Origin of the sequence: Streptomyces vastus, assembly GCF_039532825.1 — a bacterium.
In the GTDB taxonomy this organism is placed as follows: Bacteria; Actinomycetota; Actinomycetes; order Streptomycetales; family Streptomycetaceae; genus Streptomyces; species Streptomyces vastus.
Window position 1 is genome coordinate 161,424 of sequence record NZ_BAAASJ010000115.1, and the last position, 25,306, is coordinate 186,729.

General features: G+C 71.2%; 28 protein-coding genes. 7 read left to right on the forward strand and 21 right to left on the reverse strand.

Going from position 1 to position 25,306, the window contains the following annotated elements:
• Positions 1 to 3: 3 nt before the first annotated feature.
• A complete protein-coding gene (locus ABD357_RS36975) occupies positions 4 to 1,146 on the forward strand; it encodes a baeRF2 domain-containing protein (protein ID WP_344395676.1) in 1,143 nt (380 codons plus the stop codon).
• A gap of 52 nt (positions 1,147 to 1,198) precedes the next feature.
• Here the strand turns inward: ABD357_RS36975 and ABD357_RS36980 are convergent, their stop codons facing one another.
• Positions 1,199 to 2,818 carry an ABC-F family ATP-binding cassette domain-containing protein gene (locus tag ABD357_RS36980; RefSeq protein WP_344395678.1) on the reverse strand — a complete coding sequence of 540 codons (1,620 nt, stop codon included), beginning with the start codon at positions 2,816 to 2,818 and terminating at the stop codon, positions 1,199 to 1,201.
• A gap of 79 nt (positions 2,819 to 2,897) precedes the next feature.
• On the opposite strand from ABD357_RS36980, the gene ABD357_RS36985 reads away from it, so the two are divergent.
• From ABD357_RS36985 to ABD357_RS36995, 3 genes are all read left to right on the forward strand, one after another.
• Positions 2,898 to 4,388 carry a bifunctional phosphatase PAP2/diacylglycerol kinase family protein gene (locus ABD357_RS36985; protein ID WP_344395679.1) on the forward strand — a complete coding sequence of 497 codons (1,491 nt, stop codon included), beginning with the start codon at positions 2,898 to 2,900 and terminating at the stop codon, positions 4,386 to 4,388.
• 116 nt (positions 4,389 to 4,504) lie between these two features.
• The gene (locus tag ABD357_RS36990) at positions 4,505 to 5,320 is read left to right on the forward strand and encodes a class I SAM-dependent methyltransferase (protein ID WP_344395681.1); all 816 of its coding nucleotides are present in this window, start codon (positions 4,505 to 4,507) and stop codon (positions 5,318 to 5,320) included.
• A 56-nt stretch (positions 5,321 to 5,376) separates the two neighbouring features.
• A complete protein-coding gene (locus tag ABD357_RS36995; RefSeq protein ID WP_344395682.1) occupies positions 5,377 to 5,547 on the forward strand; it encodes a hydrophobic protein in 171 nt (56 codons plus the stop codon).
• Positions 5,548 to 5,577: 30 nt separating this feature from the next.
• Here the strand turns inward: ABD357_RS36995 and ABD357_RS37000 are convergent, their stop codons facing one another.
• Genes ABD357_RS37000 through ABD357_RS37060 form a run of 13 tightly spaced genes read right to left on the reverse strand, consistent with a single transcriptional unit; the run spans position 5,578 to position 15,787 of the window.
• Positions 5,578 to 5,862: a gas vesicle protein K gene (locus ABD357_RS37000; RefSeq protein ID WP_033320243.1), complete on the reverse strand. Its 285-nt coding sequence runs from the start codon at positions 5,860 to 5,862 to the stop codon at positions 5,578 to 5,580.
• An 8-nt stretch (positions 5,863 to 5,870) separates the two neighbouring features.
• On the reverse strand, positions 5,871 to 6,059 hold the full coding sequence (locus ABD357_RS37005; RefSeq protein ID WP_165343174.1) for a gas vesicle protein: 189 nt from the start codon (positions 6,057 to 6,059) through the stop codon (positions 5,871 to 5,873).
• Entirely contained in the window at positions 6,056 to 6,886 is an 831-nt protein-coding gene (locus ABD357_RS37010; protein WP_344395684.1) for a GvpL/GvpF family gas vesicle protein, read from the reverse strand. Before ABD357_RS37010 ends, ABD357_RS37005 begins: the two co-directional genes overlap by 4 nt.
• Positions 6,883 to 7,245, reverse strand: coding sequence for a gas vesicle protein (locus ABD357_RS37015; RefSeq protein ID WP_344395685.1), 363 nt, complete (start codon positions 7,243 to 7,245; stop codon positions 6,883 to 6,885). The genes ABD357_RS37010 and ABD357_RS37015 overlap by 4 nt, the downstream gene beginning before the upstream one ends.
• A complete protein-coding gene (locus tag ABD357_RS37020) occupies positions 7,242 to 8,366 on the reverse strand; it encodes an SRPBCC family protein (RefSeq protein ID WP_344395686.1) in 1,125 nt (374 codons plus the stop codon). Before ABD357_RS37020 ends, ABD357_RS37015 begins: the two co-directional genes overlap by 4 nt.
• Positions 8,363 to 9,043, reverse strand: coding sequence for a DNA primase (locus ABD357_RS37025; RefSeq protein WP_344395687.1), 681 nt, complete (start codon positions 9,041 to 9,043; stop codon positions 8,363 to 8,365). The genes ABD357_RS37020 and ABD357_RS37025 overlap by 4 nt, the downstream gene beginning before the upstream one ends.
• Complete coding sequence (locus tag ABD357_RS37030) at positions 9,040 to 9,303, reverse strand: gas vesicle protein GvpG (RefSeq protein WP_344395689.1); 264 nt, start codon at positions 9,301 to 9,303, stop codon at positions 9,040 to 9,042. Before ABD357_RS37030 ends, ABD357_RS37025 begins: the two co-directional genes overlap by 4 nt.
• 4 nt (positions 9,304 to 9,307) lie before the next feature.
• Complete coding sequence (locus ABD357_RS37035; protein ID WP_344395690.1) at positions 9,308 to 10,126, reverse strand: GvpL/GvpF family gas vesicle protein; 819 nt, start codon at positions 10,124 to 10,126, stop codon at positions 9,308 to 9,310.
• Positions 10,123 to 10,581, reverse strand: coding sequence for a gas vesicle structural protein GvpA (locus tag ABD357_RS37040; protein ID WP_344395691.1), 459 nt, complete (start codon positions 10,579 to 10,581; stop codon positions 10,123 to 10,125). Before ABD357_RS37040 ends, ABD357_RS37035 begins: the two co-directional genes overlap by 4 nt.
• 55 nt (positions 10,582 to 10,636) lie before the next feature.
• Positions 10,637 to 10,996: a gas vesicle protein GvpO gene (locus ABD357_RS37045; RefSeq protein ID WP_344395692.1), complete on the reverse strand. Its 360-nt coding sequence runs from the start codon at positions 10,994 to 10,996 to the stop codon at positions 10,637 to 10,639.
• 58 nt (positions 10,997 to 11,054) lie between these two features.
• The gene (ligD, locus tag ABD357_RS37050) at positions 11,055 to 11,978 is read right to left on the reverse strand and encodes a non-homologous end-joining DNA ligase (RefSeq protein WP_344395787.1); all 924 of its coding nucleotides are present in this window, start codon (positions 11,976 to 11,978) and stop codon (positions 11,055 to 11,057) included.
• A gap of 54 nt (positions 11,979 to 12,032) precedes the next feature.
• Positions 12,033 to 13,880 carry a transketolase gene (locus ABD357_RS37055; protein WP_344395694.1) on the reverse strand — a complete coding sequence of 616 codons (1,848 nt, stop codon included), beginning with the start codon at positions 13,878 to 13,880 and terminating at the stop codon, positions 12,033 to 12,035.
• A complete protein-coding gene (locus tag ABD357_RS37060; RefSeq protein WP_344395695.1) occupies positions 13,877 to 15,787 on the reverse strand; it encodes an FAD-dependent oxidoreductase in 1,911 nt (636 codons plus the stop codon). Before ABD357_RS37060 ends, ABD357_RS37055 begins: the two co-directional genes overlap by 4 nt.
• A gap of 177 nt (positions 15,788 to 15,964) precedes the next feature.
• Between ABD357_RS37060 and ABD357_RS37065 the strand changes: the two genes are divergently transcribed.
• Together ABD357_RS37065 and ABD357_RS37070 are read left to right on the forward strand one after the other, a co-directional pair.
• On the forward strand, positions 15,965 to 16,930 hold the full coding sequence (locus ABD357_RS37065) for a TIGR03557 family F420-dependent LLM class oxidoreductase (protein ID WP_344395696.1): 966 nt from the start codon (positions 15,965 to 15,967) through the stop codon (positions 16,928 to 16,930).
• A 160-nt stretch (positions 16,931 to 17,090) separates the two neighbouring features.
• Entirely contained in the window at positions 17,091 to 18,221 is a 1,131-nt protein-coding gene (locus ABD357_RS37070; RefSeq protein ID WP_344395788.1) for an enolase C-terminal domain-like protein, read from the forward strand.
• Positions 18,222 to 18,243: 22 nt separating this feature from the next.
• Here ABD357_RS37070 and ABD357_RS37075 read toward each other — a convergent pair whose 3' ends face one another.
• Both ABD357_RS37075 and ABD357_RS37080 read right to left on the reverse strand, forming a co-directional pair.
• Positions 18,244 to 19,278 carry an SDR family oxidoreductase gene (locus ABD357_RS37075; RefSeq protein WP_344395697.1) on the reverse strand — a complete coding sequence of 345 codons (1,035 nt, stop codon included), beginning with the start codon at positions 19,276 to 19,278 and terminating at the stop codon, positions 18,244 to 18,246.
• Positions 19,279 to 19,281: 3 nt separating this feature from the next.
• Positions 19,282 to 19,815: a phage holin family protein gene (locus ABD357_RS37080; protein ID WP_344395698.1), complete on the reverse strand. Its 534-nt coding sequence runs from the start codon at positions 19,813 to 19,815 to the stop codon at positions 19,282 to 19,284.
• A 114-nt stretch (positions 19,816 to 19,929) separates the two neighbouring features.
• Between ABD357_RS37080 and ABD357_RS37085 the strand changes: the two genes are divergently transcribed.
• The gene (locus ABD357_RS37085) at positions 19,930 to 20,283 is read left to right on the forward strand and encodes a VOC family protein (protein WP_344395699.1); all 354 of its coding nucleotides are present in this window, start codon (positions 19,930 to 19,932) and stop codon (positions 20,281 to 20,283) included.
• Between the two features lie 10 nt (positions 20,284 to 20,293).
• Here the strand turns inward: ABD357_RS37085 and ABD357_RS37090 are convergent, their stop codons facing one another.
• The 5 genes from ABD357_RS37090 to ABD357_RS37110 all read right to left on the reverse strand — a co-directional run bounded on the left by ABD357_RS37090 (position 20,294) and on the right by ABD357_RS37110 (position 25,303).
• Positions 20,294 to 20,698 carry a DUF5709 domain-containing protein gene (locus ABD357_RS37090; RefSeq protein ID WP_344395700.1) on the reverse strand — a complete coding sequence of 135 codons (405 nt, stop codon included), beginning with the start codon at positions 20,696 to 20,698 and terminating at the stop codon, positions 20,294 to 20,296.
• A gap of 67 nt (positions 20,699 to 20,765) precedes the next feature.
• Complete coding sequence (locus ABD357_RS37095) at positions 20,766 to 21,677, reverse strand: arginase family protein (RefSeq protein ID WP_344395701.1); 912 nt, start codon at positions 21,675 to 21,677, stop codon at positions 20,766 to 20,768.
• Positions 21,674 to 22,234 carry a GNAT family N-acetyltransferase gene (locus ABD357_RS37100; RefSeq protein ID WP_344395702.1) on the reverse strand — a complete coding sequence of 187 codons (561 nt, stop codon included), beginning with the start codon at positions 22,232 to 22,234 and terminating at the stop codon, positions 21,674 to 21,676. Before ABD357_RS37100 ends, ABD357_RS37095 begins: the two co-directional genes overlap by 4 nt.
• A 175-nt stretch (positions 22,235 to 22,409) precedes the next feature.
• Positions 22,410 to 23,333, reverse strand: coding sequence for a S66 peptidase family protein (locus tag ABD357_RS37105; protein WP_344395703.1), 924 nt, complete (start codon positions 23,331 to 23,333; stop codon positions 22,410 to 22,412).
• Positions 23,330 to 25,303, reverse strand: coding sequence for a prolyl oligopeptidase family serine peptidase (locus ABD357_RS37110; RefSeq protein WP_344395704.1), 1,974 nt, complete (start codon positions 25,301 to 25,303; stop codon positions 23,330 to 23,332). Before ABD357_RS37110 ends, ABD357_RS37105 begins: the two co-directional genes overlap by 4 nt.
• Positions 25,304 to 25,306 lie beyond the last annotated feature (3 nt).

The following is a 25,306-nucleotide window of genomic DNA, read 5'->3' on the forward strand; positions in this document are numbered from 1 at the left end:
GCCATGGATCTCGCCTTTCTGCGTCCACTGTACGAACATCCGGGACCCTGGGCCTCCGTGTACGTCGGCACCTCCCAGCACACGGAGAGCACCCCTCACGAGCGGTCACTGACGGCACAGGCGGCATCCAGGCAGCTCGCGGACCAAGGCGCGGACGAGCGCACGTGCCAGGCGGTGGAGTCCGCACTCGAGGAGCTGCGGCACTCCACCGAACCGCACGGCCGGGCCCTGTTCGCCACCGGCGGCGAGGTCGTCCTCGACCCCGCGCTGGCCGCGCCCCCGCAGGGCGGACTGTCCGTCACCTGGTCGGCGCTCCCGCACACCGCCCCGCTGCTCGATCTGCTCGGTGAGGACCCGGTCTGTGTGGTGGCCTACGTCGACCGGCGTGGCGCCGACTTCGAGCTGCGCTCCGCGCTGGGCAGCCGGGACGCGGGCTCGGTGACCGGGCGGCGGTGGCCCCTGCACCGTACGAGCACCGTCGACTGGTCGGAGCGGCACTTCCAGCTCAGGGTGGAGAACACCTGGGAGCACAACGCCGCGGAGATCGCCGACGCGCTCGCCGTGTGCCAGGAGGAGACCCAGGCCGACCTGCTGATTCTCGTCGGCGACGACCGCGAGCGGCGGGCCGTGCACGAGCGGCTGCCGCAGCGGCTGCACGACCGCACGATGGAGGCGTCGCACGGCGCCGGCAGCAGGCTGCTCGACGAGGACGTGGAGCGGATCCGAGCGGAGCATGTACGGCGCAGGGCGGCCGAGGACCTCGAGCGGTTCATGGCGGCCCGTGCACCGGACGCGGACGGCAACGTCGGCGCCGTCGAGGGCGTACCGGCGGTGATCGAGGCCGCCCGGGAACACCGGATCGACGAGTTGCTGATCATCCCGGAGGGGCCCGACACCCACCGCGAGGTGTGGGTCGGCGAGGCCCCCGACCAGCTGGCGGTGCGGCGCACGGACACGAAGACGCTGGGCGAACCGCGCCCCTGGTCGGCGCGCGCGGACGACGCACTGCTGCGGTCCGTCATCGCGTCGGGCGCCGCGGCGCTGTCGCTGACGCCCGCCGTGCCCGAGGCCGGGCCCCAGACGGCTCCGGTGGGCGGCCTGGGCGCGCTGCTCCGCTGGACCGAGCCCCCGCAGACAAGGTCGTAGCCTCGATAGATACGGCCCGGTAGATACGGCCCAGCAGGTACGCCCCGGTCGGCTACCGGGCGCGCTCCACGCGCCGCTCGTCCCACACCGGCTCCGTCGTCTCGCGCACCTTCCCGTCGCTGCCGAACACCAGGTAGCGGTCGAAGGAACGGGCGAACCAGCGGTCGTGGGTGACGGCCAGGACCGTGCCCTGGTACGCCTCCAGCCCTTCCTGCAGGGCCTCGGCCGACTCGAGGTCGAGGTTGTCGGTGGGCTCGTCGAGGAGCAGGGCCGTGGACCCCTCCAGCTCCAGCAGGAGGATCTGGAAGCGTGCCTGCTGACCGCCGGACAGCCGGTCGAAGCGCTGCTCGGCCTGGGCGGTCAGCTCGTAGCGCCGCAGCCGGGACATGGCGGCGCCGCGGTCCTGGGCATGCTCGGTCCACAGAATGTCGAGGAGCGTGCGCCCTTCCAGTTCGGGGTGGGCGTGGGTCTGCGCGAAGTGGCCGGGGACGACGCGCGCGCCGAGCTTCCACTCCCCCGAGTGCGCGACGTCGCCGCCCGCGAGCAGCCGCAGGAAGTGCGACTTGCCGGAGCCGTTCGAGCCCAGCACGGCGACCCGCTCGCCGTAGAAGACCTCCAGGTCGAAGGGCTTCATCAGGCCGGAGAGCTCAAGTCCCTTGCAAGTGACGGCCCTTACGCCGGTACGCCCGCCGTGCAGGCGCATCGTGATGTCCTGCTCGCGCGGCGGCTCCGGCGGCGGGCCCGCCTCCTCGAACTTGCGCAGCCTGGTCTGCGCGGCCTGATAGCGCGAGGCCAGCTCATGGCTGATCGAGGCGGCCTGGCGCAGATTCAGCACCAGCTTCTTCAGCTGGGCGTGCTTCTCGTCCCAACGCCTGCGCAACTCCTCGAAGCGAGCGAAGCGTTCACGCCGCGCCTCGTGGTACGTGGCGAAGCCGCCGCCGTGCACCCAGGCGTCGGCACCCGCGGGGCCCGGCTCCACGCTCACGATCTTCTCGGCGGCGCGGGCCAGCAGTTCCCGGTCGTGGGAGACGAACAGGACGGTCTTGCGTGTCTCCCGCAGCCGCTCCTCCAGCCAGCGCTTGCCGGGCACGTCGAGGTAGTTGTCCGGCTCGTCGAGGAGCAGTACCTCGTCACCGCCGCGCAGCAGCGCCTCCAGCACGAGCCGCTTCTGCTCGCCGCCGGAGAGCGTGCGCACCTCGCGGAACTGCGCCTTCTCGTACGGCACGCCGAGCGCGGCCATCGTGCAGATGTCCCACAGCGTCTCGGCCTCGTACCCCTGGACCTCCGCCCAGTCGGCGAGCGCCTGCGCGTACTGGAGCTGGGCGGCCTCGTCGTCGACGGTCATGATGGCGTGCTCGGCCGCGTCGACGGCCTGCGCCGCCTCGCGGATCCGGGGCGGCGCGACGGAGACGAGCAGTTCGCGCACGGTGGTCTCGTCGCGTACGGACCCCACGAACTGGCGCATCACCCCGAGCCCGCCGCTGACGGTGACGGTGCCGCCGTGCGGCTTCAGCTCCCCCGAGATCAGCCGCAACAGGGTCGTCTTCCCGGCGCCGTTGGGGCCGACCAGCGCGACCGCGGCCCCTTCGCCCACCCGGAAGGACACATCGCCGAGGAGCGCCCTCCCGTCGGGCAGGTAGTACTCCAGGTGCGCCGCTTCCAGATGTCCCATGGTCTGGCATTGTCCGGGCGGCGGGAGCGGGCGGCAAACGGTTATGCGCGGTCCGGCGTCTGCGGGGTACCCGCAGCTCATGAGCGCAGATGTAGACCTCACCGTCCCGGAACCCGGCCACGGCCTGCGTGACCGGCTGTTGGCCCTGGACTGCCGGCTCTTCGACGCCGTGGCGGCCCGGCACTGGCCGGGCGCCGACCGCGTCCTGCCGAGGCTCAGCCGCAGCGCCGACCACGGCGTGCTGTGGTTCGCCACGGCGACCGCCCTCGCCGCGACTCGCTCGCCGAAGGCTCGTCGCGCCGCCGCCCGGGGTGTCGCCTCGCTGGCCCTGGCCTCGGCGACCATCAACACGCTCGGCAAGCGCACCGTGCGCCGACCGCGCCCGCTGCTGCACGCGGTACCGCTGATCCGTCAGCTGGAGCGGCAGCCGATCACCACCTCGTTCCCCTCGGGGCACTCGGCGTCGGCGGCGGCCTTCGCGACGGGCGTCGCCCTGGAGTCCCGGCCGCTGGGCGCGGCCGTCGCCCCGGCCGCCGCCGCGGTGGCCCTCTCCCGGGTCTACACGGGCGTCCACTTCCCGAGCGACGTCCTCGCGGGCGCGGCACTCGGCGCGGGCGCCGCCTACGCCGTACGCGGCCTCGTGCCGACCCGTGACCAGCTGCCGCCGCCGGGCCGCCCGCGCGTGGACGCGCCCGCGCTCCCCGAGGGCGAGGGCCTGGTGTTCGTCGCCAATCAGGGGGCGGGCACCCCGGACCGCGTACGTGTGCTGCGCGACGTGCTGCCGCGTGCCGAGGTCGTCGAGTGCGAGGCGGCCGACCTGCGGGCGGAGTTGGAGAAGGCGGCGGAGCGGGCCGTGGTGCTCGGCGTGTGCGGCGGCGACGGCACCGTGAACGCGGCAGCGGAGGTGGCCGTGCGCCATGGCCTGCCGCTCGCGGTGCTGCCCGGCGGAACGCTCAACCACTTCGCGCACGACCTGGGCGTGGAGGACGTACGCGATCTGTGCCAGGCCGTCCGGCACGGCGACGCGGTACGCGTGGACGTGGGCTACTTCAAGGCCGGCGACGTCGACGGCTGCTTCCTCAACACCTGCAGCCTGGGCGTCTATCCCGAGCTGGTGCGGGAGCGGGACCGCTGGTCGCGGCGGATCGGCGGCTGGCCCGCCGGGGTGCTCGCGGCGCTTCGTGTGCTGCGGGCCGACCGGCATCCACTGCGGGCCGAGATCGGCGGTACGGAACGGCCGTTGTGGCTGCTGTTCGCCGGCAACGGCATGTACCACCGCATGGGCCCGATCCCCGGCCGCCGCTACGACCTCGCGGACGGCCGGCTGGACGTACGGGTCGTGCACGGGGGCCGCAAACCCGCCGTCCGGCTGCTCGCCGCGGCCGTCGCGGGACCGCTGACCCGCTCCCCCGTCCATGCGGCGGTACGGGTCGGCGGACTCCACGTGGACGGCGTGGCACCCGGCACGCTCCTGGCGTACGACGGTGAAGTGACCGAAGTGGAGGGCGAGTTGACGCTGGAGAAGCTGCCCGAGGCGCTGACGGTCTACCGGCCGCTGGCCCGCCACTGATCCCCGGGCGGCGGCCTCCGGAGGGGGAAGATTGTCCGTATCGCAAGACGTTGGTCTCATTATTCGACATGGCGGCGTACGGTGACCTCACGGGTACCGTCACGGAAGGGGACGCCATGTCGAAGGAGACCGCCGTCTACACCCACGGGCACCACGAGTCCGTGCTGCGCTCGCACACCTGGCGCACCGCCGCCAACTCGGCGGCGTACCTCCTCGGTTCGCTGAAACCCCGTATGACGATCCTGGACATCGGCTGCGGGCCGGGCACCATCACCGCCGACCTGGCGCAACTGGTCCCGGACGGCCGGGTCACCGGCGTCGACCAGGCGCCGGGCATCCTGGACCAGGCGCGGGCCACGGCTGCCGAACGGGGCCTGAAGAATGTCGAGTTCGCGGTTGCGGACGTCCACGCGCTCGACTACCCCGACCACACCTTCGATGTCGTCCACGCGCATCAAGTGCTGCAACACGTGGGGGATCCGGTGCAGGCGCTGCGCGAGATGTACCGGGTCGCCAAGCCCGGCGGCCTCGTCGCGGCGCGCGACGGGGACTACTCGGGGATGGTCTGGTACCCGCGTACGCCCGGCATGGACGACTGGCTCGACCTGTATCTGCGCGTGGCCCGCGCCAACGGCGGTGAGCCGGACGCCGGGCGCCGCCTCAAGTCCTGGGCGCTGCAGGCCGGTTTCAGCGACATCACCGCCTCCTCCAGCAATTGGTGCTTCGCCACCGCCGAGGAGCGTGCCTGGTGGAGCGGCCTGTGGGCGGACCGCACCCTCGCCTCGGCGTACGCGGAACGCGCCACGCAGGGCGGCCATGCGACGGAGGGTCAACTGCGGGCGGTGTCCGAGGCGTGGCGGGAATGGGGGCGACAGGAGGACGCGTGGTTCTCCTGCCTGCACGGAGAAATTCTCTGCCGAAAGCCGGTCTGAGTCGGCCTGATTCCCCCGGTTCGGGAAACCCGGACAGCAGGAGGAGGTTGAAGATTATGGTTCCCATCCTGCTGGTACTGCTTCTGGCGCTGGTTCTGTTCGGTGCCGGATTCGCGGTGAAGGTGCTCTGGTGGATTGCCGTGGCGGTTCTTGTCGTGTGGCTGCTCGGATTCCTGATGCGCAGCACCACCACGACCGGCACCAGGTCCCGTTGGTATCGCTGGTAGGCCACTTCCCTGCGGAAGTGCGCTGTTCCGCTATTCCTTCGGGAGCAGTGGTCCGAGCGGCCCGAGGTCCAGATTGAGGTCCTCGGGCCGCAGTCCGTAGCGATCGCGCAGTTCGGCCATCCGGTCCTCGAGGAGCATCAGCGTCAGCCCGATCCGCTCCTCCTGGTCCTCCGTCAGCTCCCCGGTGTCGAAACGCCGGATCGCCTGCCGCTCCATCAGCTGCCGCAGCAGCTCGACGACGGTCAGCACGAGCTTGACCAGATCCCGTTCCACGGTGTCCGGATCGAGGTCGAGACGGTTCCTCCGGTCGGTCACACGGTCAGTCACAGCGGCTCCTGCCAGGGCGAGGGGACCTGTTCGTTCACCGAGCTGATGAGCGCGTTCAGGTCGATGCGTACGAGATCGACGTCCGCGATCCGCAGGGTCAGGTCACCGGTGATGACGACCCCGCCCGCGAGCAGCCGGTCGAGCAGGTCGACGAGGGCGATCTCCCGGCGTTCGACGACGGTCATGCGCCCTCCTGTCCCGCCGGGCCGCTGAAGGAGTACGCGGCCCAGGGGCCGGTGAGTTCCACCCGAAGGCCCGGCTGCTCCTCGCCTTTCGTGCGGTCCACAAGTTCCACGAATTCCTCGGATTCCGCACGCGGTACGAGATAGGCGGCGTTGAGCACATTGCGGCCGGAGGCGCGGGACAGCGCCGGGTTCTGCGGCGCGTGGATACGGGCGTCCTCAGCGAACCGGGAAAGAGTGTCGTGCAGCCTGCGCGCGAATTCCTCGGCCTGCTCCCATTTCTCTTCGTGAGCTCTGCGCTGCTGTCGCCGCTGCCGCAGATAGTCGCGCCCCGAGCCGCCTTTCGCGATTTTCGCGCCAGGCTCCTCAGAAACTTGGGTGGAGGGGGAGGGATGAGAGGACGGGGAAGACTGGGAGGGCTGGGAGGACTCCGCGAATTCCGCGTAGACCTTTACCCCCCATTCCACGCGCCCTTCGATCCGGTCGAGCGTGCGCCGGAAGGTCTCCTCCTCGGCCTCCATCATCGTGCGTACGCCGCTGTCGTCCCGGAAGACGGTGGCGAGCCGCAGCGGCAGGGGCGAGGTGACCACGGTGAGCGCGTCGATCACGCTCTGGTGGGCCCGCGCGGTCGCACTGAGCCAGTCCAGGTCCTCCAGGTGGGCCTTCAGCGGCTCCTCGGAGAAGTCCTCCTCCGGTACGGCACTGACGATGGCGACCAGTCCGTGATGGGTCAGCTGCTTGGGCGGCACGCCCGCGACGCCCGTCAGCTGGGAGGGAAGGGTGGAGCCATAAGGGCGGCAGATGGCATAGACATAACGCAGACCGCTCATGGGGCCTCCTCCTCCGTACGGGCACGCCGGCGCTCGACTTTCCCGCGCTCGACTTTCCCGCGCTCCAGTTCGGCGACGTGTGCACGCAACTCGGCGTTCTCACGGGCCAGTCCGTCGCGGCGCGCACGCGTGGACAGCGCCGGGTCGTCCTCCCACCAGTCGATCCCCATCTCCTTCGCCTTGTCGACGGAGGCGACAATCAGCCGCAGCTTGATCGTGAGCAGTTCGATGTCGAGCAGATTGATCCGGATGTCGCCCGCGATCACGATGCCCTTGTCGAGCACGCGCTCAAGGATGTCGGCGAGATTGGCGCTGCTGTCGCGCCCGTACGGTTCGGGGAGCCGGCTGGGGGTGGTCATCGGCGGCTCCCGCCCTCTGCGGTCTCGTACTCGTCCTCTTCCTCGTACTCGCCCTCAGGCTCCTCTTCTTCCTCCTCGCCCTCAGGCACCTCTTCGTCCTCGTACTCGGCCTCAGGCTCTTCTTCCGCCTCCTCTTCCTCCTCCTCGTACGCGCCCTCTTCCTCCTCAGCTTCCTCGGGCTCCTCGCCCTCCTCGGCGAGCGCGTCCTCGTGGCTGCGGACCACCTCGCCGTCGCTGATCTCGCCGCGCCAGCCGTCGGTGGCCTCGCCGCGCAGAGTGACGTAGCGCGCGAAGTGCTTGAGGTCGAGTCGTGCCCTGCGGCCCTGGGCGCGACAGATGTTGCCCGTGTGCTCGAACAGGCCCGTGGGGTAGTACTCCATGACCAGCAGGACCCGGGTGAGGTTCTCGTCGAGCCGGTGGAAGGAGACGACGCCCTTCGTGGTGCCCTTCGTACCCTCCGACGTCCAGGAGATCCGGTCGTCGGGCCGCTGTTCGGTGATGTGGGCCTTCCAACTGCGGCTGAACCAGAGGATCTTGAGCTGCCAGTCGGAGGTCGTGTCGTCTTCGTCGTCGCGGTTCGCGCTCTGCACGCCCTGCGCGAAAGTGCTGAACTCCTGGTACTGGGTCCACTGGTCGTACGCGGTGCGCAACGGCACCCCGACGTCGACGTACTCCATGATGGCGGTGGGCTTCTGCCCCGAGCGGCCCTTGCTCTTGCTCTCGCCGCCGCCCAGGTTCTTGAGCGGCTCGAGCACCTTCTCCTTGGCGCGGGAGGCCCCGACTTCGACAGCGGTGCGCAACGGCCGCTTGCCCTTGGCGAGTTTGCGGCCGGTGGCCAGGGCGAGGCGGGCGAAGCCGGGGCTGTTGCCCTCGGCGATGTCGTTGAGCTTGCCGGTCGTCTCGCCGAGTTTGCGGCCGAAGCCCATCAGCAGGCGCTGGACCTGAGCCGCGAGGTATTCCTGGAGCTCCGCCTTGAGCCGGTCGGCGGCCTCGCTCTGCGCGACGCCTGCGACGCCTCCCAGACCGCCGAGTCCGCCGCCCGTCGTCTCCTTCGTCTGTTCCGTCGCCGTGCCGAGGCCGTTCTTGGCCCGGCCCGTCGCCGTCCCGAGGGTGTCCGTCATCGTTCCTGCCTCCCCTCGGCAGCTCGGCCGGGTGCCGCCGTCTTCTTCGCGGGCGCCTTCTTGGTGGACTTCGCCGCCGTCTTCTTGCCCGCCGTGTTCTTGGCGGGGGCCTTCTTCGCCGGCCCCCTCGAAGCAGACTTCTTGCCCGGTGCCTTCTTCGCCGCCTTCTTGGCGGCGCCCTTCTGCGGCTCCTCGGGCTCGGCCTGCTCGCGTTCCTCCGCCTCCGGCTCTTCGGACTCGTCCTCCGCCTCGGCCTCGCCCTCAGCAGCCTCATCCGGTTCTTCGGATTCCGGTTCTTCGGATTCCTCGCGTTCGTCCTCGGGCTCCTCCTCGTCCCGGAGCCCCGGCACGTCCGGTGTGACCCCCGCGAGCTGTCCGCGGACCTGCTCGGTCCGGCCGTGCAGCCGGTCCGCCAGCGCCTCGATCCGCCGCTCGACCAGCGCACCGGACGCCGCCTTTCCGACTCCATGCAGGTCCTCGCGCAGCTGGTCGCCGATCTCCTTGAACTGCGGGTTGTTCTGCAGCTGCTGATTCACCAGATTCGCGAGCGCCCGCGGGCTCAGATGCATCCGCTTGCCGGCCACCAGGGTGCCGACTGCGACCGCCGCCTTCATCTTCTTCGTACGTCCGAGGACGTATCCGGCCCCTACCGCGAGGCCCAGTCCCATTCGGTTCATCTTGTCGTCCACTCATCTGTTCCTGCGCTGCCGCGCATGCCGATCTCCAGCCGGTCGAGAAGCTCGTCCTCCTGTCGGTCGAACTCCTCCTCATCGATCTCGCCCGACTCGAGCCGCTCCTCGAGTTGGGCGAGTTCGGCTCGGACAGTGGCCGGGTCGTAGTAGATCCGTTCCGCTTCGTTCAGCGCCTGTCTGATGACCCATGCGCTGCCTCGCACCGGGGCGAACGGCAGCAGCAGCACTTCACCGATCAGTCCCATGGGTTCACTCCTGGATCCGCTCTTGCATCCGTTCCTGAATTCGCTCCGCTTCGGCGTCCGTTCCAGCGTCCGAGCCGATCGTGGTGTCCGCCGGCTCGGAGGGGCCCGGCTCGACGAAGCTGTACGGCGGAAGCGGTCCGTTGACCCGCACATCAAGGTGCGGATGGCTCTTGCGGACCTGCTCGACGGCGGTGAGGAACATCTCCGCCGAGTCGCGGGCCACCAGGAACGACAGGTTGGCCAGCCATCCGCTGGACTCGGGGCCCGCGCTCACGGCGTCGGCGACCGGCTCCAGTGCGTGCTGGAGCTCGGCGGCATCCTCCGCCTCACGGGACTTCACCGCGGCCACCACCATCTCGCCGAGCCGCAGCTTCTGCTGGTAATCGCCGCCTCCCGCCTGCCGGTTGGCCTCGGTGAGCGCACGGACCTCCGGGTTCTCGGACATCACGCGGTGCAGTACGGCCTCTTCCTCGTGGCTGGCCTTGACGTTGTACTCGACCTTGCCGTCCAGCGCGTCGAGGCGTTCCTTGTAGTGGTCCGCGCGTTCGGCCAGCACCCCGGCGACGGTCGCGTCGTCCGTCGCGATGCTGCCGAACCGCATGGGCAGCACCGGGCCGCCCGCGCCGACCTCGGCCAGCACGTTCTGGTGGGCCAGCAGGTCCTTGCGCTTGGGCCGCAGCCCTTCGGGGGCGTCGCTGACGACGGCGGCGAGACCGCTCTCCTTGATGACGCGCACCGGGCACGCCGGCTCGCCGACGCCGTCCATGCCTTCGGGAAGCGAAGGATGCGAGTCAGCGGTGATGCCGTAGACGTACGTGCTCACTCCTGCTCCTCCTCCCTCTTGCGCGTCGCCCGCGTCGCCGTTGACTTGCGGGCGCGCGGCCTGGACTCGGCCTGGCGTTCACCCTGGCGTTCGCCCTGACCCTCCTCACGGGCCTGCTTGAAGGCGTCGGAGATGGTCTCGGCAGCGCCCGACAGCGCTCCCTTGGACTTGCCGCGCGCGCCGGACTCGGTGATCTCGCCGACGATGTCGGGCAGACCGGGACTCTTGCGCGGGCCCGCCTCCAGGTCGAGCCGGTTGCACGCCTCAGCGAAGCGCAGATAGGTGTCGACGCTGGCGACGACGACACGGATGTCGATCTTCAGTATCTCGATACCGACGAGGGACACCCGGACGAAGGCGTCGATGACGAGCCCTCGGTCGAGGACGAGCTCCAGCACGTCGTAGAGACCACTGGAGCCGCCTCCGCCGCCGGTCTGGGCTGGGACGACGGTCATACCGACGGTTCCTCCTTGTTGGTTGCGAGTGTGTCCGTGTGCGCGGGTCGGCGGCCTACCGGCCGCCAGGCGCCCTTCCGCGTTCGTAACGGCGAACGCGCCGGTAGCCGGTGAGCTCGCCATGAGGGTCGAGGGTCACCTCGTAGCTCGCGAGCAGGCTCATCGTGTCGGGGACCCTGGTGAGTTCCAGGACCTCGATCTCCAGCCTCCAGCCGTCCTCGGTGCGCTCGAAGGACGACACCGACTCGACCGCCATGCCGGTGAGCTCCGCGAGCTGGTCGCGCGCGTGGCGCAGCACCCCCATGCGGCTCGGCATCGCGTCCGCCGGGCCGCTCTGCCGGCCTTTCCGTGATTGCGCAGAATCTTGTGAACTTGGCTTACTGGACGTCTTGGATGTGTTCGATCTGTTCGACATGGTCACCTCGTCCTCCGAGTGCCCCTGGGCCATTGGCCAAACATCTTGTCCAGGGCCTCTAGCGCAGGGCGTCGAGCTTGCGCCGCGCGGGCCCCAGCGCCCGCCCGCGGCGCGGCAGGGCGGACCAGGGGTCGGTACGGGCCTGGTCGACGGCGTTGTCGATGGTCCAGCGGCGGGGGCCCAGGTCCGGATCGTCCAGCTGGTCCCAGCTGATGGGGGTGGCCACCGGAGCGCCGGCCCGGGCGCGCACCGTGAAGGGGACGACCGCGGTCTGGGCGTACGCATTGCGCTGTATGTCGACGTAGAGCCGGTCCCCGCGGTCCTGCTTGCGGGCGGCCGTCGTGAGGTCGTCGGGGTGCGCCCCGGCGAGTGTGCCGGCGACAGCCCTGGCGAACCCGCGCGCTTCGTCGAAGTCGTGGTGTCCGTTGAGCGGCACGACGACGTGCAGGCCGCGTGAGCCGGTGGTCATCAGCGCGGACGGCAGCTCGATCCGGTCGAGGAGTTCGCCGAGCTGCCGGGCCGCCCGGCGTACGGAGCCGAAGTCGTCGCCTGCCGGGTCGAGGTCGAAGACCAGCAGGTCGGGACGGTCGATCCCGTCGACGCGGGCCAGCCAGCGGTGCAGGGTCAGACACGCCTGGTCGGCGAGGTAGAGCAGGGTGGCGGTGTCGTCGCACACGGGGTGGCAGACGGTGCCGCCCTCCTTGGGCACCTCGATGCGGTTGATCCAGTCCGGATCGTGTGGCTGGAGGTTCTTCTGCATGAACCGGGGGCCGTCGAGACCGTCCGGGTGCCGCTCCAGCATCAGTGGCCGGCCGCGCAGATGCGGCAGCATGAAGGGCGCGACCTCCCGGTAGTAGGAGACGAGGTCGTCCTTGGTGTACTCCTCGGCCCGCCCCTCGCCAGGGAACAGCACTTTGTCGGGCCGGTGCACCTCCACGGTGCGCCGACCGGCCCGTACGGTCCGTGTGCCGCCCATGGTCATTCCCTCCGTACGCGTACAGCGATGGCTGTCATCCGGCTCTCGAGGCATGGCCTCTCATCGCACGACCGCATGCTCGACCAGCAGCTTTGCCGAAGCCGCGATCGCCTCGGCGTCGATGCCCGCGGCGTGCAGCTGCTCGGCGGGCGAGGCCGAGCCGGGCATGCTGCGCACGGCGAGGCGGACCAGGCGGGGCATCGGACGGCCGTCGAGGAAGGCGTCGAGGATCGCGTCGCCGAGGCCGCCCTCCTCGCGGTGGTCCTCGACGGTGATCAGGCAGCCGGTGTGTTCGGCGGCCTCGCGCAGGGTGCGGCGGTCGACGGGCTTGACGGAGTAGAGGTCGATGACCTGGACGGGAATGCCGTCCGCCGCGAGCTGGTCCGCGGCGGTCAGGGCCTCGTGCACCGTCGCTCCGGCGGCGACGAGGGTGAGCCGGTCCTGGGCGGAGACGCGCAGCACCTTGCTGCCGCCGATCGGGAAGTCCTCGTTCGGTCCGTAGAGGACGGGCGAGGCGCCGCGCGAGGTCCGCAGATAGCGGATGCCCTCACAGCCCGCCATCGCGGCGACGAGCTTCGCCGCCTGGTTGGCGTCGCACGGGTAGAGGACGGTCGAGTCGTGCAGCGCGCGGAACATCGCCAGGTCCTCCAGGCCCATCTGCGAGGGTCCGTCCTGGCCGATCGCGACGCCTGCGTGCGAGCCGATCAGGTTGATGCCGCTGCCGCTGATCGACGCCATGCGGACGAAATCGTGGGCCCGGGTGAGGAACGCGGCGAAGGTCGACACGTACGGCACCCAGCCTCGCGCGGCGAGTCCCACGGCGGCGGCGACGAGCTGCTGCTCGGCGATGTAGCACTCGAAGAACCGGTCGGGGTGTTCCTTCGCGAAGTACTCGGAGCGCGTGGAGTCGCTCACCTCGCCGTCGAGGGCGACGATGTCGCCGCGTGCCGTGCCGAGCGCGGCGAGCGCCTGGCCGAAGGCGTCGCGGGTGGCGACCTGGTCGCCGAGTTCGTAGCGCGGCAGGTCCAGGTGTCCGGTGCGTACGGCGTGCAGCATCCGGGCGGCGGGCGGGGGCTGGACCTCGACGCGGACGTCGTGCACACCGCCGAGTTCCTCGATCGCCTCGTCGGCGTCCTTGAGCGGCTTGCCGTGCAGTCCCTCGCGGTCCTGGGCGGCTTCGACGCCCTTGCCCTTGAGGGTGCGGGCGAGGATCACGGTCGGCTGTCCGACGGTGGAGAGGGCCTCGCCGTACGCGCGGTCGACGGCGTCCACGTCATGTCCGTCGACCTCGATGGTGTGCCAGCCGAAGGCCTGGAAGCGGCGGGCGTACGCGTCGAGGTCGTGGCCGTGCCGCGTTGGGCCGCGCTGGCCGAGCCGGTTGACGTCGACGATGGCGGTGAGGTTGTCGAGATGCTCGTACGCGGCGTGCTCGGCCGCCTCCCATATGGAGCCCTCGGCCAGTTCGCTGTCGCCGCACAGCACCCAGACCCGGTAGCCGACCCTGTCGAGCCGCTTCCCGGACAGCGCGATGCCGACGCCGACGGGCAGTCCCTGCCCGAGCGAGCCGGTGGCCGTCTCCACCCACGGCAGCCGCCGCGGCGTCGGATGCCCCTCGAGCCGGCTCCCCAGCCGCCGGAAGGTCATCAACTCGGTCTCGTTGATGGCCCCGGCCGCCTTGTACGCGGCGTACAGCAGAGGCGAGGCATGTCCCTTGGACAGGACGAACCGGTCGTTCGCGGGATGAGCGGGCCTCTCGAAGTCATACCGCAGATGACGGGCAAGCAGCACCGCCATCAAATCAGCAGCAGACATCGAGGACGTCGGATGCCCGGACCCGGCCGCAGCCGCAGCCCGCACACTGTCCACCCGCAACTGCTGCCCAAGATCGACAAGTTGACGGCTCTTCATGACTCTCCCTCTGTGCGGGGTCCTGCCGGCCGGGCGGGACGGGGGTTGCCGGCGCCAGACGCCTCCGGCGCGGCGGGGGCAGGCTTGTCGGGACCGGACGCCTCCGGCTCGCCGGAACCGGAAGCTTCCGGCGCGGCGGAGCCGGGCCTACCGGGACCGGACGCCTCCGGCTCGCCGGAACCGGGTCCGCCGGGACCGAATGCCTCCCGCGCGGCAGAGGCAGACCCGTCGGAACCGGACGCCGCCTGCCCGCCGGAACCGGACGCCATGGGCTTGTACGCGGTGGACTCACCCGGACCAGACGCCGCAGACCTGCCGGAGGCAGGCTCCTCGGCGTCCGGCGTCGTGGGCCCGCCTGGGGTGGCGGAGTCAGCAGGACCGGAACCGTCGGCTCCGGTGCCGCCGCGGCCCGTTTTCGTCGCGTCAGCATGGCCGGGCTGATCGTCACCGGGCGACCCGGGCCTCCCGGGGTCCAGCACCGCCGACTTTCTCGGCGCCGTCGCCCCCGGCCTGCCGGGGTCCGGGACCGCGTGGGTGTCGGGGCCCTGCGTCGCGGCGGGCGCCCCGTGTGCGACTGGAGCGGGGCGGCTCTGCGGTGGTGGGCCGCCGGCCACTCGGGCCAGTTCGGGGGAGGCCGATTCCAGGGGGACCGACCAGGAGCGGACCAGGCCCAACTGGACGGCCTGGCGCGGGAGTACGGCGTCCAGGAACCAGTCGGCGGCCACGCGGATGCGGTTGCCGGGCATGGCGGCGAGATGGTAGCCGCGGGTGACGGCTCCGGCGAGCGGACCCGACAACGGCACGCCCAGCGGATTCGCGGCGGCCTTCGCGCCGCCCAGGTCGACGGTGAAGCCAATGTCGCGGTGACGGTAGACGCGGCGGTCGCCGACGCCGAGCGAGGCGGCGACGTTGCGGCCCGCGACCTTGCCGTGCCGCCAGGCGTGCTGGGCGGTCATCGGCGTGTACTGGCCGGGCTTCTCCAGATCCGGCACAGCGGCAGCGTCCCCGCACGCGAACACCTCGGGGTGGCCCGGCACTTGGAGGTACGGGTCGACGAGCAGCCGGCCGCGCTCCAGCGGTCGCCCGAGCCCCTCGACCAGCGGATCGGGCCGTACCCCGACACACCACACAAGGGTGCGCGTGTCGATGAACTCCCCGTCGCTGAGCCGCACACCGGTGGGGGTGGCCTCCTCCACCGAGGTCCCCGTGCGGACCTCGACCCCGCGTCCCCGCAGCACACGGTCGGCGGTACGCGAGAGGCGTTCGTCGAGCTCCGGCAGCACACGCGGAGCGATGTCGAGCAGCAGCCAGCGCGGCCGTATGCCCTGCCGCAGCGGCTGCTTGCGCACCAGCGCGTCGGTGAACATCTGTCCCTGCGCGGCGACTTCGGTCCCCGTATAGCCGGCGCCGACCACCACGAAGGTGCACCGGGACGCACAGCTCTTGGGATCGTCGGAGGCCGCCGCGAGCTCCACCTGCCGCGTCACGTGATCGCGCAGATACAACGCCTCCGGCAGCCCCCGGAACCCGTGCGCGTGCTCGGCGACACCGGGCACGGGCAGCAGCTTGTTGACGCTGCCGACGGCCAGCACAAGACGGTCGTACGCGAGCGTGCCGCCGTCGCCCTCGGGATCCGTGTAGTGCACGGAGTGCCCATCGAGGTCGATCCCGTCGGCCTCCCCGAGCACCAGCCGTACGCGCGGCAGGGTGCCGGCGAGCGAGACGGTGACCCGGCGCGGTTCGAGCACCCCGGCGGCGACCTGGGGCAGCAGGGGCAGATACAGAAAGTAGTCCGTCGGGTTCAGGAGAGTGATCTCGGCCTTGCCCCGGGTGATCCGGGACAGGGTGCGTGCCGTCTGGTACCCGGCGAAGCCGGCTCCGACGATCACGACGCGGGGTCGACTCATGTTCGCCTCCGGCGGGTCGTTCATAGGGGTCGCTCACAGGGGTCGCTCGTACGGGCTTTCCGCGTCCCCCCGGCCCGGGCACCCAAACGTCTCCTGCCCTGGGCAGCGGCGTTTCGCGCCGCACCCCGGGGATACCCGGACGAGGACCACGACCCGCCCCGCCGCGGAGGTGCCCCCATGGTCGAGTACGGCTGTTTCCTGTCCACCGAGGAATTCGGTCCCACCGATCTGGTCGAGCAGGCGAGGATGGCCGAACAGGCCGGTTTCCAGTCACTGTGGATCTCGGACCACTTCCACCCGTGGAACGACGAGCAGGGCCAGAGCCCCTTCGTGTGGTCCGTGATCGGCGCCCTGTCCGAGGCCGTGTCCCTCCCGATCGGCACGGCGGTCACCTGCCCGACCGTACGGATGCACCCGGCGGTGGTCGCACAGGCCGCGGCGACCAGCGCGGTGATGACCAACGGCCACTTCCGCCTCGGCGTCGGCAGCGGCGAGGCCCTGAACGAGCACATCTTCGGTGACGCCTGGCCGCCCGCGCATGTCCGCCTGGAGATGCTGGAGGAGTCGATCCAGGTGATGCGCCAGCTCTTCACCGGCAAGGAGATCAACCACTCCGGACCCCACTACACGGTCCAGAACGCCCGCCTCTACACCGTCCCCGAAGAGCCCATCCCGATCGACATCTCCGGCTTCGGCCCCCAGGCGACGGCCCTCGCGGCCCGCGTCGGCGACGGCTACATCACGATGATGCCCGACGAGTCGATGGTGGAGCAGTTCCGCAAGGGCGGCGGTGGCGGCAAACCGGTCAGCGGCGGCACGAAGGTCTGTTACGGCCAGGACCGCGACGAGTGCGTACGCACCGTCCACCGGCTCTGGTCCAACCAGCTGCTGCCCGGCGAGATGGGCCAGGTCCTGCCCTCGCCGCGCCATTTCGAGCAGCTCGAGCCGCTGATCACCGAGGACATGGTGAGCCAGAACGTGGTGTGCGGGGACGACGTGGACGAACACGTCGCCGCGCTCGCCGCGTTCGCGGACGCCGGCTTCGACCGCGTCTACGTCAATCAGATCGGCCCCGACCAGCGCGCCTTCTTCGACTTCTACCGCACGAAGGTGCTGCCGCAGCTGCAGCAAGGGGTTCGTTGATGCCCCGCGGGTTCTCGGTCCGGACGGCGTCTCCTCTCCCGGCCGTCCGGACCGAGCCGGGCGCTCCGCGGGAAGGGCAGTTCTACACTGCGGGTGCGTCGTGGCTGGTCGCGCAGTTCCCCGCACCCCTGACGGGGCGCGGTTTGCCGTGAACGTTCACGTGGAGCTTCGGGCTCCCGTCGTTTCCACGTACACCGTGCCTACCGACGCGCCGGAGGCGGACGGAACATTCGCCTGGGACAGCACGACCATGGTGATCGTCGAGGTGGCCGCGGGCGACGCGACCGGTACCGGCTGGACCTACGGCCCGGCCGCCGTCGGGGATCTGCTGCGTGAACAGCTCGCTCCGGTCGTCACCGGACTCGACGCGTTCGACATCCCGGCCGTCCACGACGTGCTGTGCCGCACGGTGCGCACCGCGGGCAGGCCCGGCGTCGCGGCCTGTGCGATCTCCGCGCTCGACATCGCCCTGTGGGACCTGAAGGCCCGCCTTCTCGAGCTGCCCCTCACTCGCCTCCTCGGCGCCGCCCGCGAGTCCGTTCCCGTGTACGGCAGCGGGGGCTTCACGACGTACCACGACACGCGTCTGGCGGCCCAGTTGAACCACTGGGTGCACGGTCAGCACATCCCTCGCGTCAAGATCAAGATCGGTGAGAGCTGGGGGCGGGAGGTCGCCCGGGATCTGCACCGGGTGCGCACCGCGCGTCAAGTCATCGGCCCGGAGACCGAGTTGTACGTCGACGCGAACGGCGCCTACACGCGCAAGCAGGCCGTACGCATCGGGGGCGCGCTCGCCGAGTACGGCGTGGGCTGGTTCGAGGAACCGGTGTCCTCGGACGACCTGACGGGTCTGCGGCTCGTGCGGGACGCGCTGCTGTGCGACGTCGCGGCGGGCGAGTACGGCTACGACCTGCCGTACTTCGCCCGCATGATCGCCGCCGGCGCGGTCGACTGCCTCCAGGTCGACGCCACCCTCCCCCACTGCCTAAAACGGCGTGGGGGTACCCCCATCGGCGGCCTCACCGAGTTCCTCCGCGCCGCCGCCCTCGCCCAGTCCCACGGCCTGGAGATCTCCGCGCACTGCGCCCCGCACGCGCACGCGGCGGCCGCCGCCGCCATCCCCAACCTCCGCCACATCGAGTGGTTCCACGACCACGCCCGCATCGAGTCCATGTTCTTCGACGGCGCCCTGGATCCCACGGGCGGCGAGGTCCACCCGGATCCGGACGGAGGCGTCGGCCACGGGCTGACACTGCGGACGGAGGAAGCGGAGGAGTACCGGGTGGCGTGACCGTGACCTCTCAGTGCTCGACTCAGTGTTTACGCCTGAGCCGCGCGGCAAGCGCGAGAGCAGTTCCCACCGCCAACCCCGCCCCCATCCGCCCCCGGTTCCGCGAAACCCACTCCTGCGGACTCCGCGGCAACGACTCACCGTCGAAGCGCCCGTGCGCCCCGTAGTCGTGACCGTGCGGCCCGTCGGCCGGGGACCACAGGTTGCCGTGACCGTCGTAACGGGCGTAACGGGCCGCCTCTTCTCGTTCTCGTCCTGCTTCCTGCTGGGCGTCGAACCCCGTGCGGGCCAGATAGCGGTCGAGGAGCCCGGGGGCCACGGCGTTGGCCACCAGCGTGGCGACCGTGGAGCCGCCCACCCAGTACTCGCGGCGCCGCGGATGCGCAGCCGCGTGCACGATGGCCCGGGCGGCGACCTCCGGCTGGTAGATGGGCGCGACAGGACGGACCCGGCTCTGCATACGGCTCAACACCCAGTCGAACTGAGGGGTGTTGACCGCGGGCAGCTGCACCATGGTCGTACGCACCCGCGAGCCCTCGTGCAGCAGCTCGCAGCGCACCGACTCGTTGAAGCCCTGGATGGCGTGCTTGGCCCCGCAGTACGCCGACTGCAGCGGAATCCCGCGATACGCGAGCGCCGAACCGACCTGCACGATCGCGCCCCGGTCGTGCGGCAGCATGTGCCGCAGAGCGGCCCGGGTACCGAACACATAGCCCAGGTACGTCACTTCGGTGACCCGGCGGAACTCGTCGGGCGTGATCCCGGTGAACGGCGCGTAGACCCCGGCGAAGGCGTTGTTGACCCAGACGTCGATCTTCCCGAAGGCGTCGACGACCTGCTGGGCGGCGTCCTCCACAGCCTTGGCGTCGGCGACGTCGACGGAGACGACGAGCGCCTCACCGCCGGCCTGCGTCACCTCGTCCGCGGCGGCAGCCAGCCCTTCGCGGCCCCGGGCGAGCAGCGCCACCCGGTCGCCGCGGGCGGCGAAGGCCCGGGCCGTGGCCCGGCCCACGCCGCCGCTGGCCCCGGTCACCACGACTGCTCTGCGGCGCGCCACGGCTCACCGGGCCCGGTGGTGCGGTGCTTCGGGATCCGCGGGCCCGCCCTGCGTGGGCGTGGGCGGCGGCGCTCCCGCACCGGGTGCGCCGGTCGCTCCGCCCACGCCGCCGGGCGCGACGGGCGGCATCGGCGGGTACGCGGACGAGCCGGGCCCAGCCGACGGCGTACCGCCGACGACCCCACGCTCGTCGTGGGCGGCGGTGGCCTGCTCCGGGATGGGCTGAGCGGCGGAGGGCCGGGAGGCCGAGGGCCGGGCCGCGCCCCGCAGCAGATACGCCACCACCCCGAGCACGGCGGCGGTGATCAGGGCGGCCGCCCAGTCGGGCAGGCCGAGCGCGAGCAGCAGCCCGAGCGTCAGGGCCAGGGCGGCGCCCGCATAGAGGGCGACGGCGCCGGACGCGGCGTACAGGGCGGCCGCGCGGCGCTGTTTGCGGGTCTGCTCCCGCAGTTCGTCGCGTACGGCGTCCCGGGCCACCTGCGCCAGTTCGTCGACCAGGTTCTTGTCCAGGTGTTCCAGGTGATCGATGCGGTCCATGGCGGCCGGGTACCCGCGCCCCCGCACCCGTAACGCCGTCCGGGATCCGGCACGCCGGCCGGGATCCGGCCGAAACGATCTCGTTCCCGGCGTGCCGCAACTAGGCTCGTCGGCATGGAGATTCTGGGAGCCACGCTGCGCATCTGCGTCGAAGACCTGGACGCTACGGTCCCCTTCTACGAGAAGCTGGCGGGCGGCAGAGCGATGCGCTTCGAGCGCGGCGGTGTCTCGGTCGCCGCGATCGGCTGCTTCCTGCTGATGAGCGGACCGGAGGCCGAGCTGGAGGTCCTCCGGAAGGTCTCGGCGACGATCGCCGTGAAGGACGTCGACGAAGCCCGTCAGGTCCTCACCGACTCGGGCGCACAGGTCCTCGCAGGGCCCGTGGCCACCCCGGCGGGCCGCAACCTGATCGCGTTGCACCCGGACGGCACGGTGTACGAGTACGCGGACCGGCGCGCAACGGCGTAGCAGGCTGCTCTCAGGTCAGCTCGTCCTCCCCGAAGTCCTCCTCGTCCCTGATCCGCACCGCGTCCTCCTCGGCCGAAAGCCCGCGGGTCGCGCCCTCCTGCGCGTACACGTCCTGGTTGCGCGGCAGATCGGGGTCCGGCTCGTCGTAGAGCAACCCCGCCTGCTCCTCGGGCGGACCCGGTTCGCCCTCGGCGTCGACCTCGGGCTCCTCGTCTGCGATCCGCTCGTCGAGCGTTTCCCGTTCGATCACCTCGTTCACGGTGGTGTCCCGCTCCTCGGCGATCGTCGGCTCGTCACCGGCCACGGGCAGCTGCTGCGGATCACTCGCCTCCTGCTGCTCGGGCGTACCGTCCTGCAGATCCGGCATGCCCTCGTCCTCGGGGTCGGCCCCGGGATCGTGCGGCCTGGTGTTCATGGGATCCGCCTCCTTCCCGATGTGCGGGATCACCGGGTTCCCATGGGCCGCGGGGTTCACACGGGAGTCAGAGCGGAGTGTCCGTGAAGGCGGCGGCCACGATGTCGGCCAGCAGCGCGCCCGCCGTGCCCTCGGGGTCCAGGTCGGGGTCGTAGATGGTGACGTTGAAGCCGACGCAGTGCGGCGAGTTCACCAACGGGCGCAGCAGCGCGACGAGTTCGTCGGGCAGCAGCCCGTCGGGATCGGGACTGTCGACGGCGGGCATGACGGATGGATCGAGTACGTCGGCATCGAGGTGCACCCAGAATCCGCCCACGTCCGGCGCTTCGAACGACTGGACCGCGGCCCGCGCCAGGGCATCGGCACCCCACTCGCGCAGATCACCGACGGTCACCGTGGGGATCTTCAGCGCGGCGAGTTCGGCACGCTCCTCGTCGTAGTCGCGGATACCGAAGAGCCGTACGTCCTCGTCCTTGAGGTAGGGCTTGAGGCCCTCCAGGTCGGTCAGGTTCTTCTGGCCGCGCCCGGTGGCGAGCGCGAGTTCCTCTCCCCCGGCGGCACCCACCCGCTCGGAGTTGCCGGGGTGCCGGAAGTCCGCGGAAGCGTCAACGGCCGCGAGCCCGAACCGTCCGACGCGGCGCAGCGCGAGCGAGGCGCCGAGCTGGATCGAGCAGTCACCGCCGAGGACGACCGGCAGGTCCCCGGCGCGGACATGGTGCTCGATGCGATCGGCGAGCTTACGGGTGTACGCGGCGAGCGCGGCGGCGTTGAAGACACCGTCGCCCTCCTGCCAGCCACCCCGGTCGTAACGCGGCGGTACGACGACCCCGCCCTCCAGCGCTCCCAGCCGCTGCACGATCCGCTGCTCGCGCAGGGCGCCGGCGAGCTTGTAGCAGCCGGGGACCGTTCCCGGGGCCGGTGGGCGCAGGCCCAGGTTGGAGGGGGCGTCCAGGACGACGAGGTTGCGTAGCGGGCTCACCTTCGCACCATATCCGCGGTGAGGGCCCAGCGTTCGTGGTCCCGCCAGTCGCCGTCTATGAAGAGGAAGTCCGGCGAGAAGCCCTCGAGGCGGAAGCCGCAGCGGCGGGCGAGGGCGATCGAGGCGGCGTTGTCCGGCTGGACGTTGATCTCCAGCCGGTGCAGGCCGAGTCTGCCGAACGCGTACCGTACGACCAGGTCGAGGCCCTCGGTCATCAGGCCGCGGCCTGCGGCGTGGGCGAAGGCGCCGTATCCCAGGGCTCCGTTGAGGAACGCGCCCTCGACGATGTTGTTGATGTTGATGAACCCTGCGATGTCGCTGCCGCCGATTTCGCTGCCGCTCTTTTCGCAGACCAGGAAGCCGGTCTTCGTGGGATCTTCGAGGAGGCGTTTCGCGTACGCGTTGTAGGCGGCAGGGCCGGTGGGTGGGAACAGCCAGGGGTGGTGCAGGTCTTTGCTTTCGCGCGCGCGGGCGGTGAACTCGGTGGCGTCGTCGTAGCTGTAGTGACGTATGCCTACGCGGGTGCCTTCGGCTAGAAAGCGGTTCGGTTCTGGCACTTCTCCACGGTAACGCTCCGCTGGTTGTGCGGTTCGTAGAGCTCGGGGGGTTCTGGGATTTTGCGGCTGCGGGTTCGTCGTGGTTGATCGCGCAGTTCCCCGCGCCCCTACTTGTGCTGAGCGCGCGCTGTAGATGTGCAGGGACGTCAAGCGCCGGCGCAGGTAAGTCCGAGTGCTATCGAAGCGCGGGTACGTCCAGTGTCAGGCTCGTCGCCTCGGCGTCCAGTTCCGCCCCCACCCCGAACGGAATCGTCAGCGATCCCTCGCCGTGGCCGAAGCCGAACTCCTCCGTGATCGGGACCCCCAGCCCGCCGAGCCGGTCGCGGAGCAGGCCTCGTACCTCGTCGTACGGGGAGCACTCCTCCCAGGAGCCGAGCAGCACCCCAGCTACCCCGTCGAACCAACCCGCGCGCAGGAGTTGGGTGAGGTAGCGGTCCAGGCGGTACGTCTCCTCGCCCACGTCCTCCAGGCAGAGCAGGCCGCCTCGCGCCGAAGGGCGGGCCCACGGCGTGCCCAGGTCGGCCGCGAGGAGCGAGAGGCAGCCGCCGAGGAGGACGCCCCGTGCTCGGCCCGGCGTCAGGGACCGGCCCGACGAGGTGATCGTCCGCACCGACTCCGGGTCGAACAGCGTCGACCGCAAGTGTTCCTGTGCCCGCGCGTTCTTCAGGAAGTCGACGGACGCGACCATCGGGCCGTGCAGCGTCACGAGGCCCATGCGGGTCGCGAACGCCTCGTGCAGTGCGGTGATGTCGCTGTAGCCGAGGAACACCTTGGGGCCGGCGGCGCGCAGCGCGTCCCAGTCCAGGAGGTCGACCATGCGTTGGGCGCCGTAGCCGCCGCGGGCGCACAGCACGGCGTCCACGGCCGGATCGCACCAGGCGGCCTGGAGATCGGCGGCGCGGTCGGCGTCCGTGCCGGCGAGGTAGGCGAACTCCGGGTGGCGGTCGAGGACATGGGGTGCCACGACCGGGTCCAGGTCCCAGCCGCGCAGGATGTCCAGGCCTGCCTCAAGCCGCTCCTCGGGCACCGGACCGCTGGGCGCCACGACGGCGACGCGGGCGCCGGGGGTCAGTCGGCGCGGGCGTACTAGGGGCTTCACTTGGTCAGCTCCAGGGTGGGGATGCCGGGTGGGTTGAGGCCGAAGACCTGGGCGTACAGGGAGAGTTCGGACTCCAGGACGCGCACCATCGTGTCCGCGCGCCGGAAGCCGTGGCCCTCGCCCTCGAAGGCGATGTACGCGTGCGGCACGTTCCGTCCCTCCATCCGGGCCAGGAACCGTTCGCACTGTGCGGGAGGGCAGACGACGTCGTCGAGGCCCTGTAGCAGGAGGAAGGGTGCGGTGATGCGGTCGGCGTGCTCGGTGGGCGACCGCTCGGCGTACCGGCCCGGTACGTCGGCGTACGGTCCGACGAGGGTTTCCAGGTACTGGGACTCGAAGTCGTGCGTCTCGTCGGCGCTCCAGCCCGCGAGGTCGAGGATCGGGTAGAGGACGGTTCCGCAGGCGTAGACGTCGGTGCTCGTCAGGGACGCGGCCGTGGTCCAGCCGCCCGCGCTGCCGCCCCGGATGGCGAGCCGGTCGGGGTCCGCGGTGCCCTCGTCAGCGAGTGCGAGCGCGACGGCCGCGCAGTCCTCGACGTCGACCACACCCCACTGCTCGCGCAGCCGGTTGCGGTACGCGCGGCCATGGCCGGTGGAGCCGCCGTAGTTGACCTCGGCCACACCGATGCCGCGCGAGGTGAAGTAGGCGATCTGCAGGTCGAGGACGAGCGGGGCCCGGTCGGTGGGGCCGCCGTGGGCCCAGACGACGTAGGGCGGGAGTTCGTCGCCGGGGGCGACGCAGGCGGGGTGGTGTGGCGGGTAGATGTGGGCGTGGATCTCGCGTCCGGCGGGTCCGGTGAAGGTGCGGATCTGCGGCTCGGGGTAGTAGGTGGGGTCCACGGGGTCGTCGTGGGCGTCGCCGATGACGTGGGCCTGGCGGGTGCCGGCGTCGAGTTCGACGACCTCGTACGCGCTGCGCGGGCTGGCCGCGATGCCGAGGACGCGGCTGCCGTTCGCCGCGAGATTCGACGCGAATTCGGTCCAGGGTCCGGCCGTGTCGACGACCTCGCCGGTCTCCGGGTCGAGGATGCCGAGCGCGGTGGCGCCGCGCCCGTGTACGACGGCGATCAGCCCGTCCGCGAGGGGCGCGAACCAGCTCCGGCCGATCTTCCACAGCGGTCCGCCGAACTCCTCCTCGCGCGGGCAGAGGGGCTCGCCGTCGCGGTAGAGGTTCCACCAGCCGGTGCGGTCGCTGGAGTACAGCAGGGACCCGTCGGCGGCCCAGTCGACCTGGGCGATCGACTCGTCGGGCCCGCCCGCGGCCCGCCGGGCGCCCTGGAGGGTCCCGTCGCCGGCCAGGTCGGCGAGCATCAGTTCCGTACCGTCCCACGGCATCCGCGGGTGGTCCCAGGCGAGCCAGGCGGCCCGCTGTCCGTCGGGCGAGACCCGTGGGCCGGTGACGAACTGGTGCCGGTCGCCGGTGAGTTCGCGTACGGCGTCCCGGTCCTGCTCCGCCGAGCCGTCCAGCGGCACGGCGGCCACGACGCGGCGTACGTCGGTGGGCCCGTCGCCGGTGAACTCTTCCAGTACGCACCAGACTTCGCCCCGCTCCAGGTCCAACTGCGGGTCGACCCAGCGCAGTCCGCCGCCCACGAGCGACACGGGCGTGAGGGGACGCGGCTCGCTGCCGGGGGCGGCGGGCTCGTACGCGTACAGCCGCTGGTCGGCGAAGTTGACGAAGACGGCCAGCGGGCCGGTGTCGAGCATCGTGCCGGTCCAGGGGTGTCCGCCGTACTCGATGACACGGCTGCGCACGTTCCACGGAGCGGGCAGCAGCGACTCCTCGGTGCCGTCGGCACGACGGCGCACCAGCGTGCGGCGGCCCGCCTCGTTGGGCCGGGGCTCCGTCCACCACGCCTCATCGCCGACGAAGCCGACGTACTCGGGGTGCCCGTCGTGCGCCGCGGCGAGCGACGCGTCGATGGGCGAGGGCCAGGAACCGTAGGCCAGGGTCTGCACGATGTCCCCCATTTT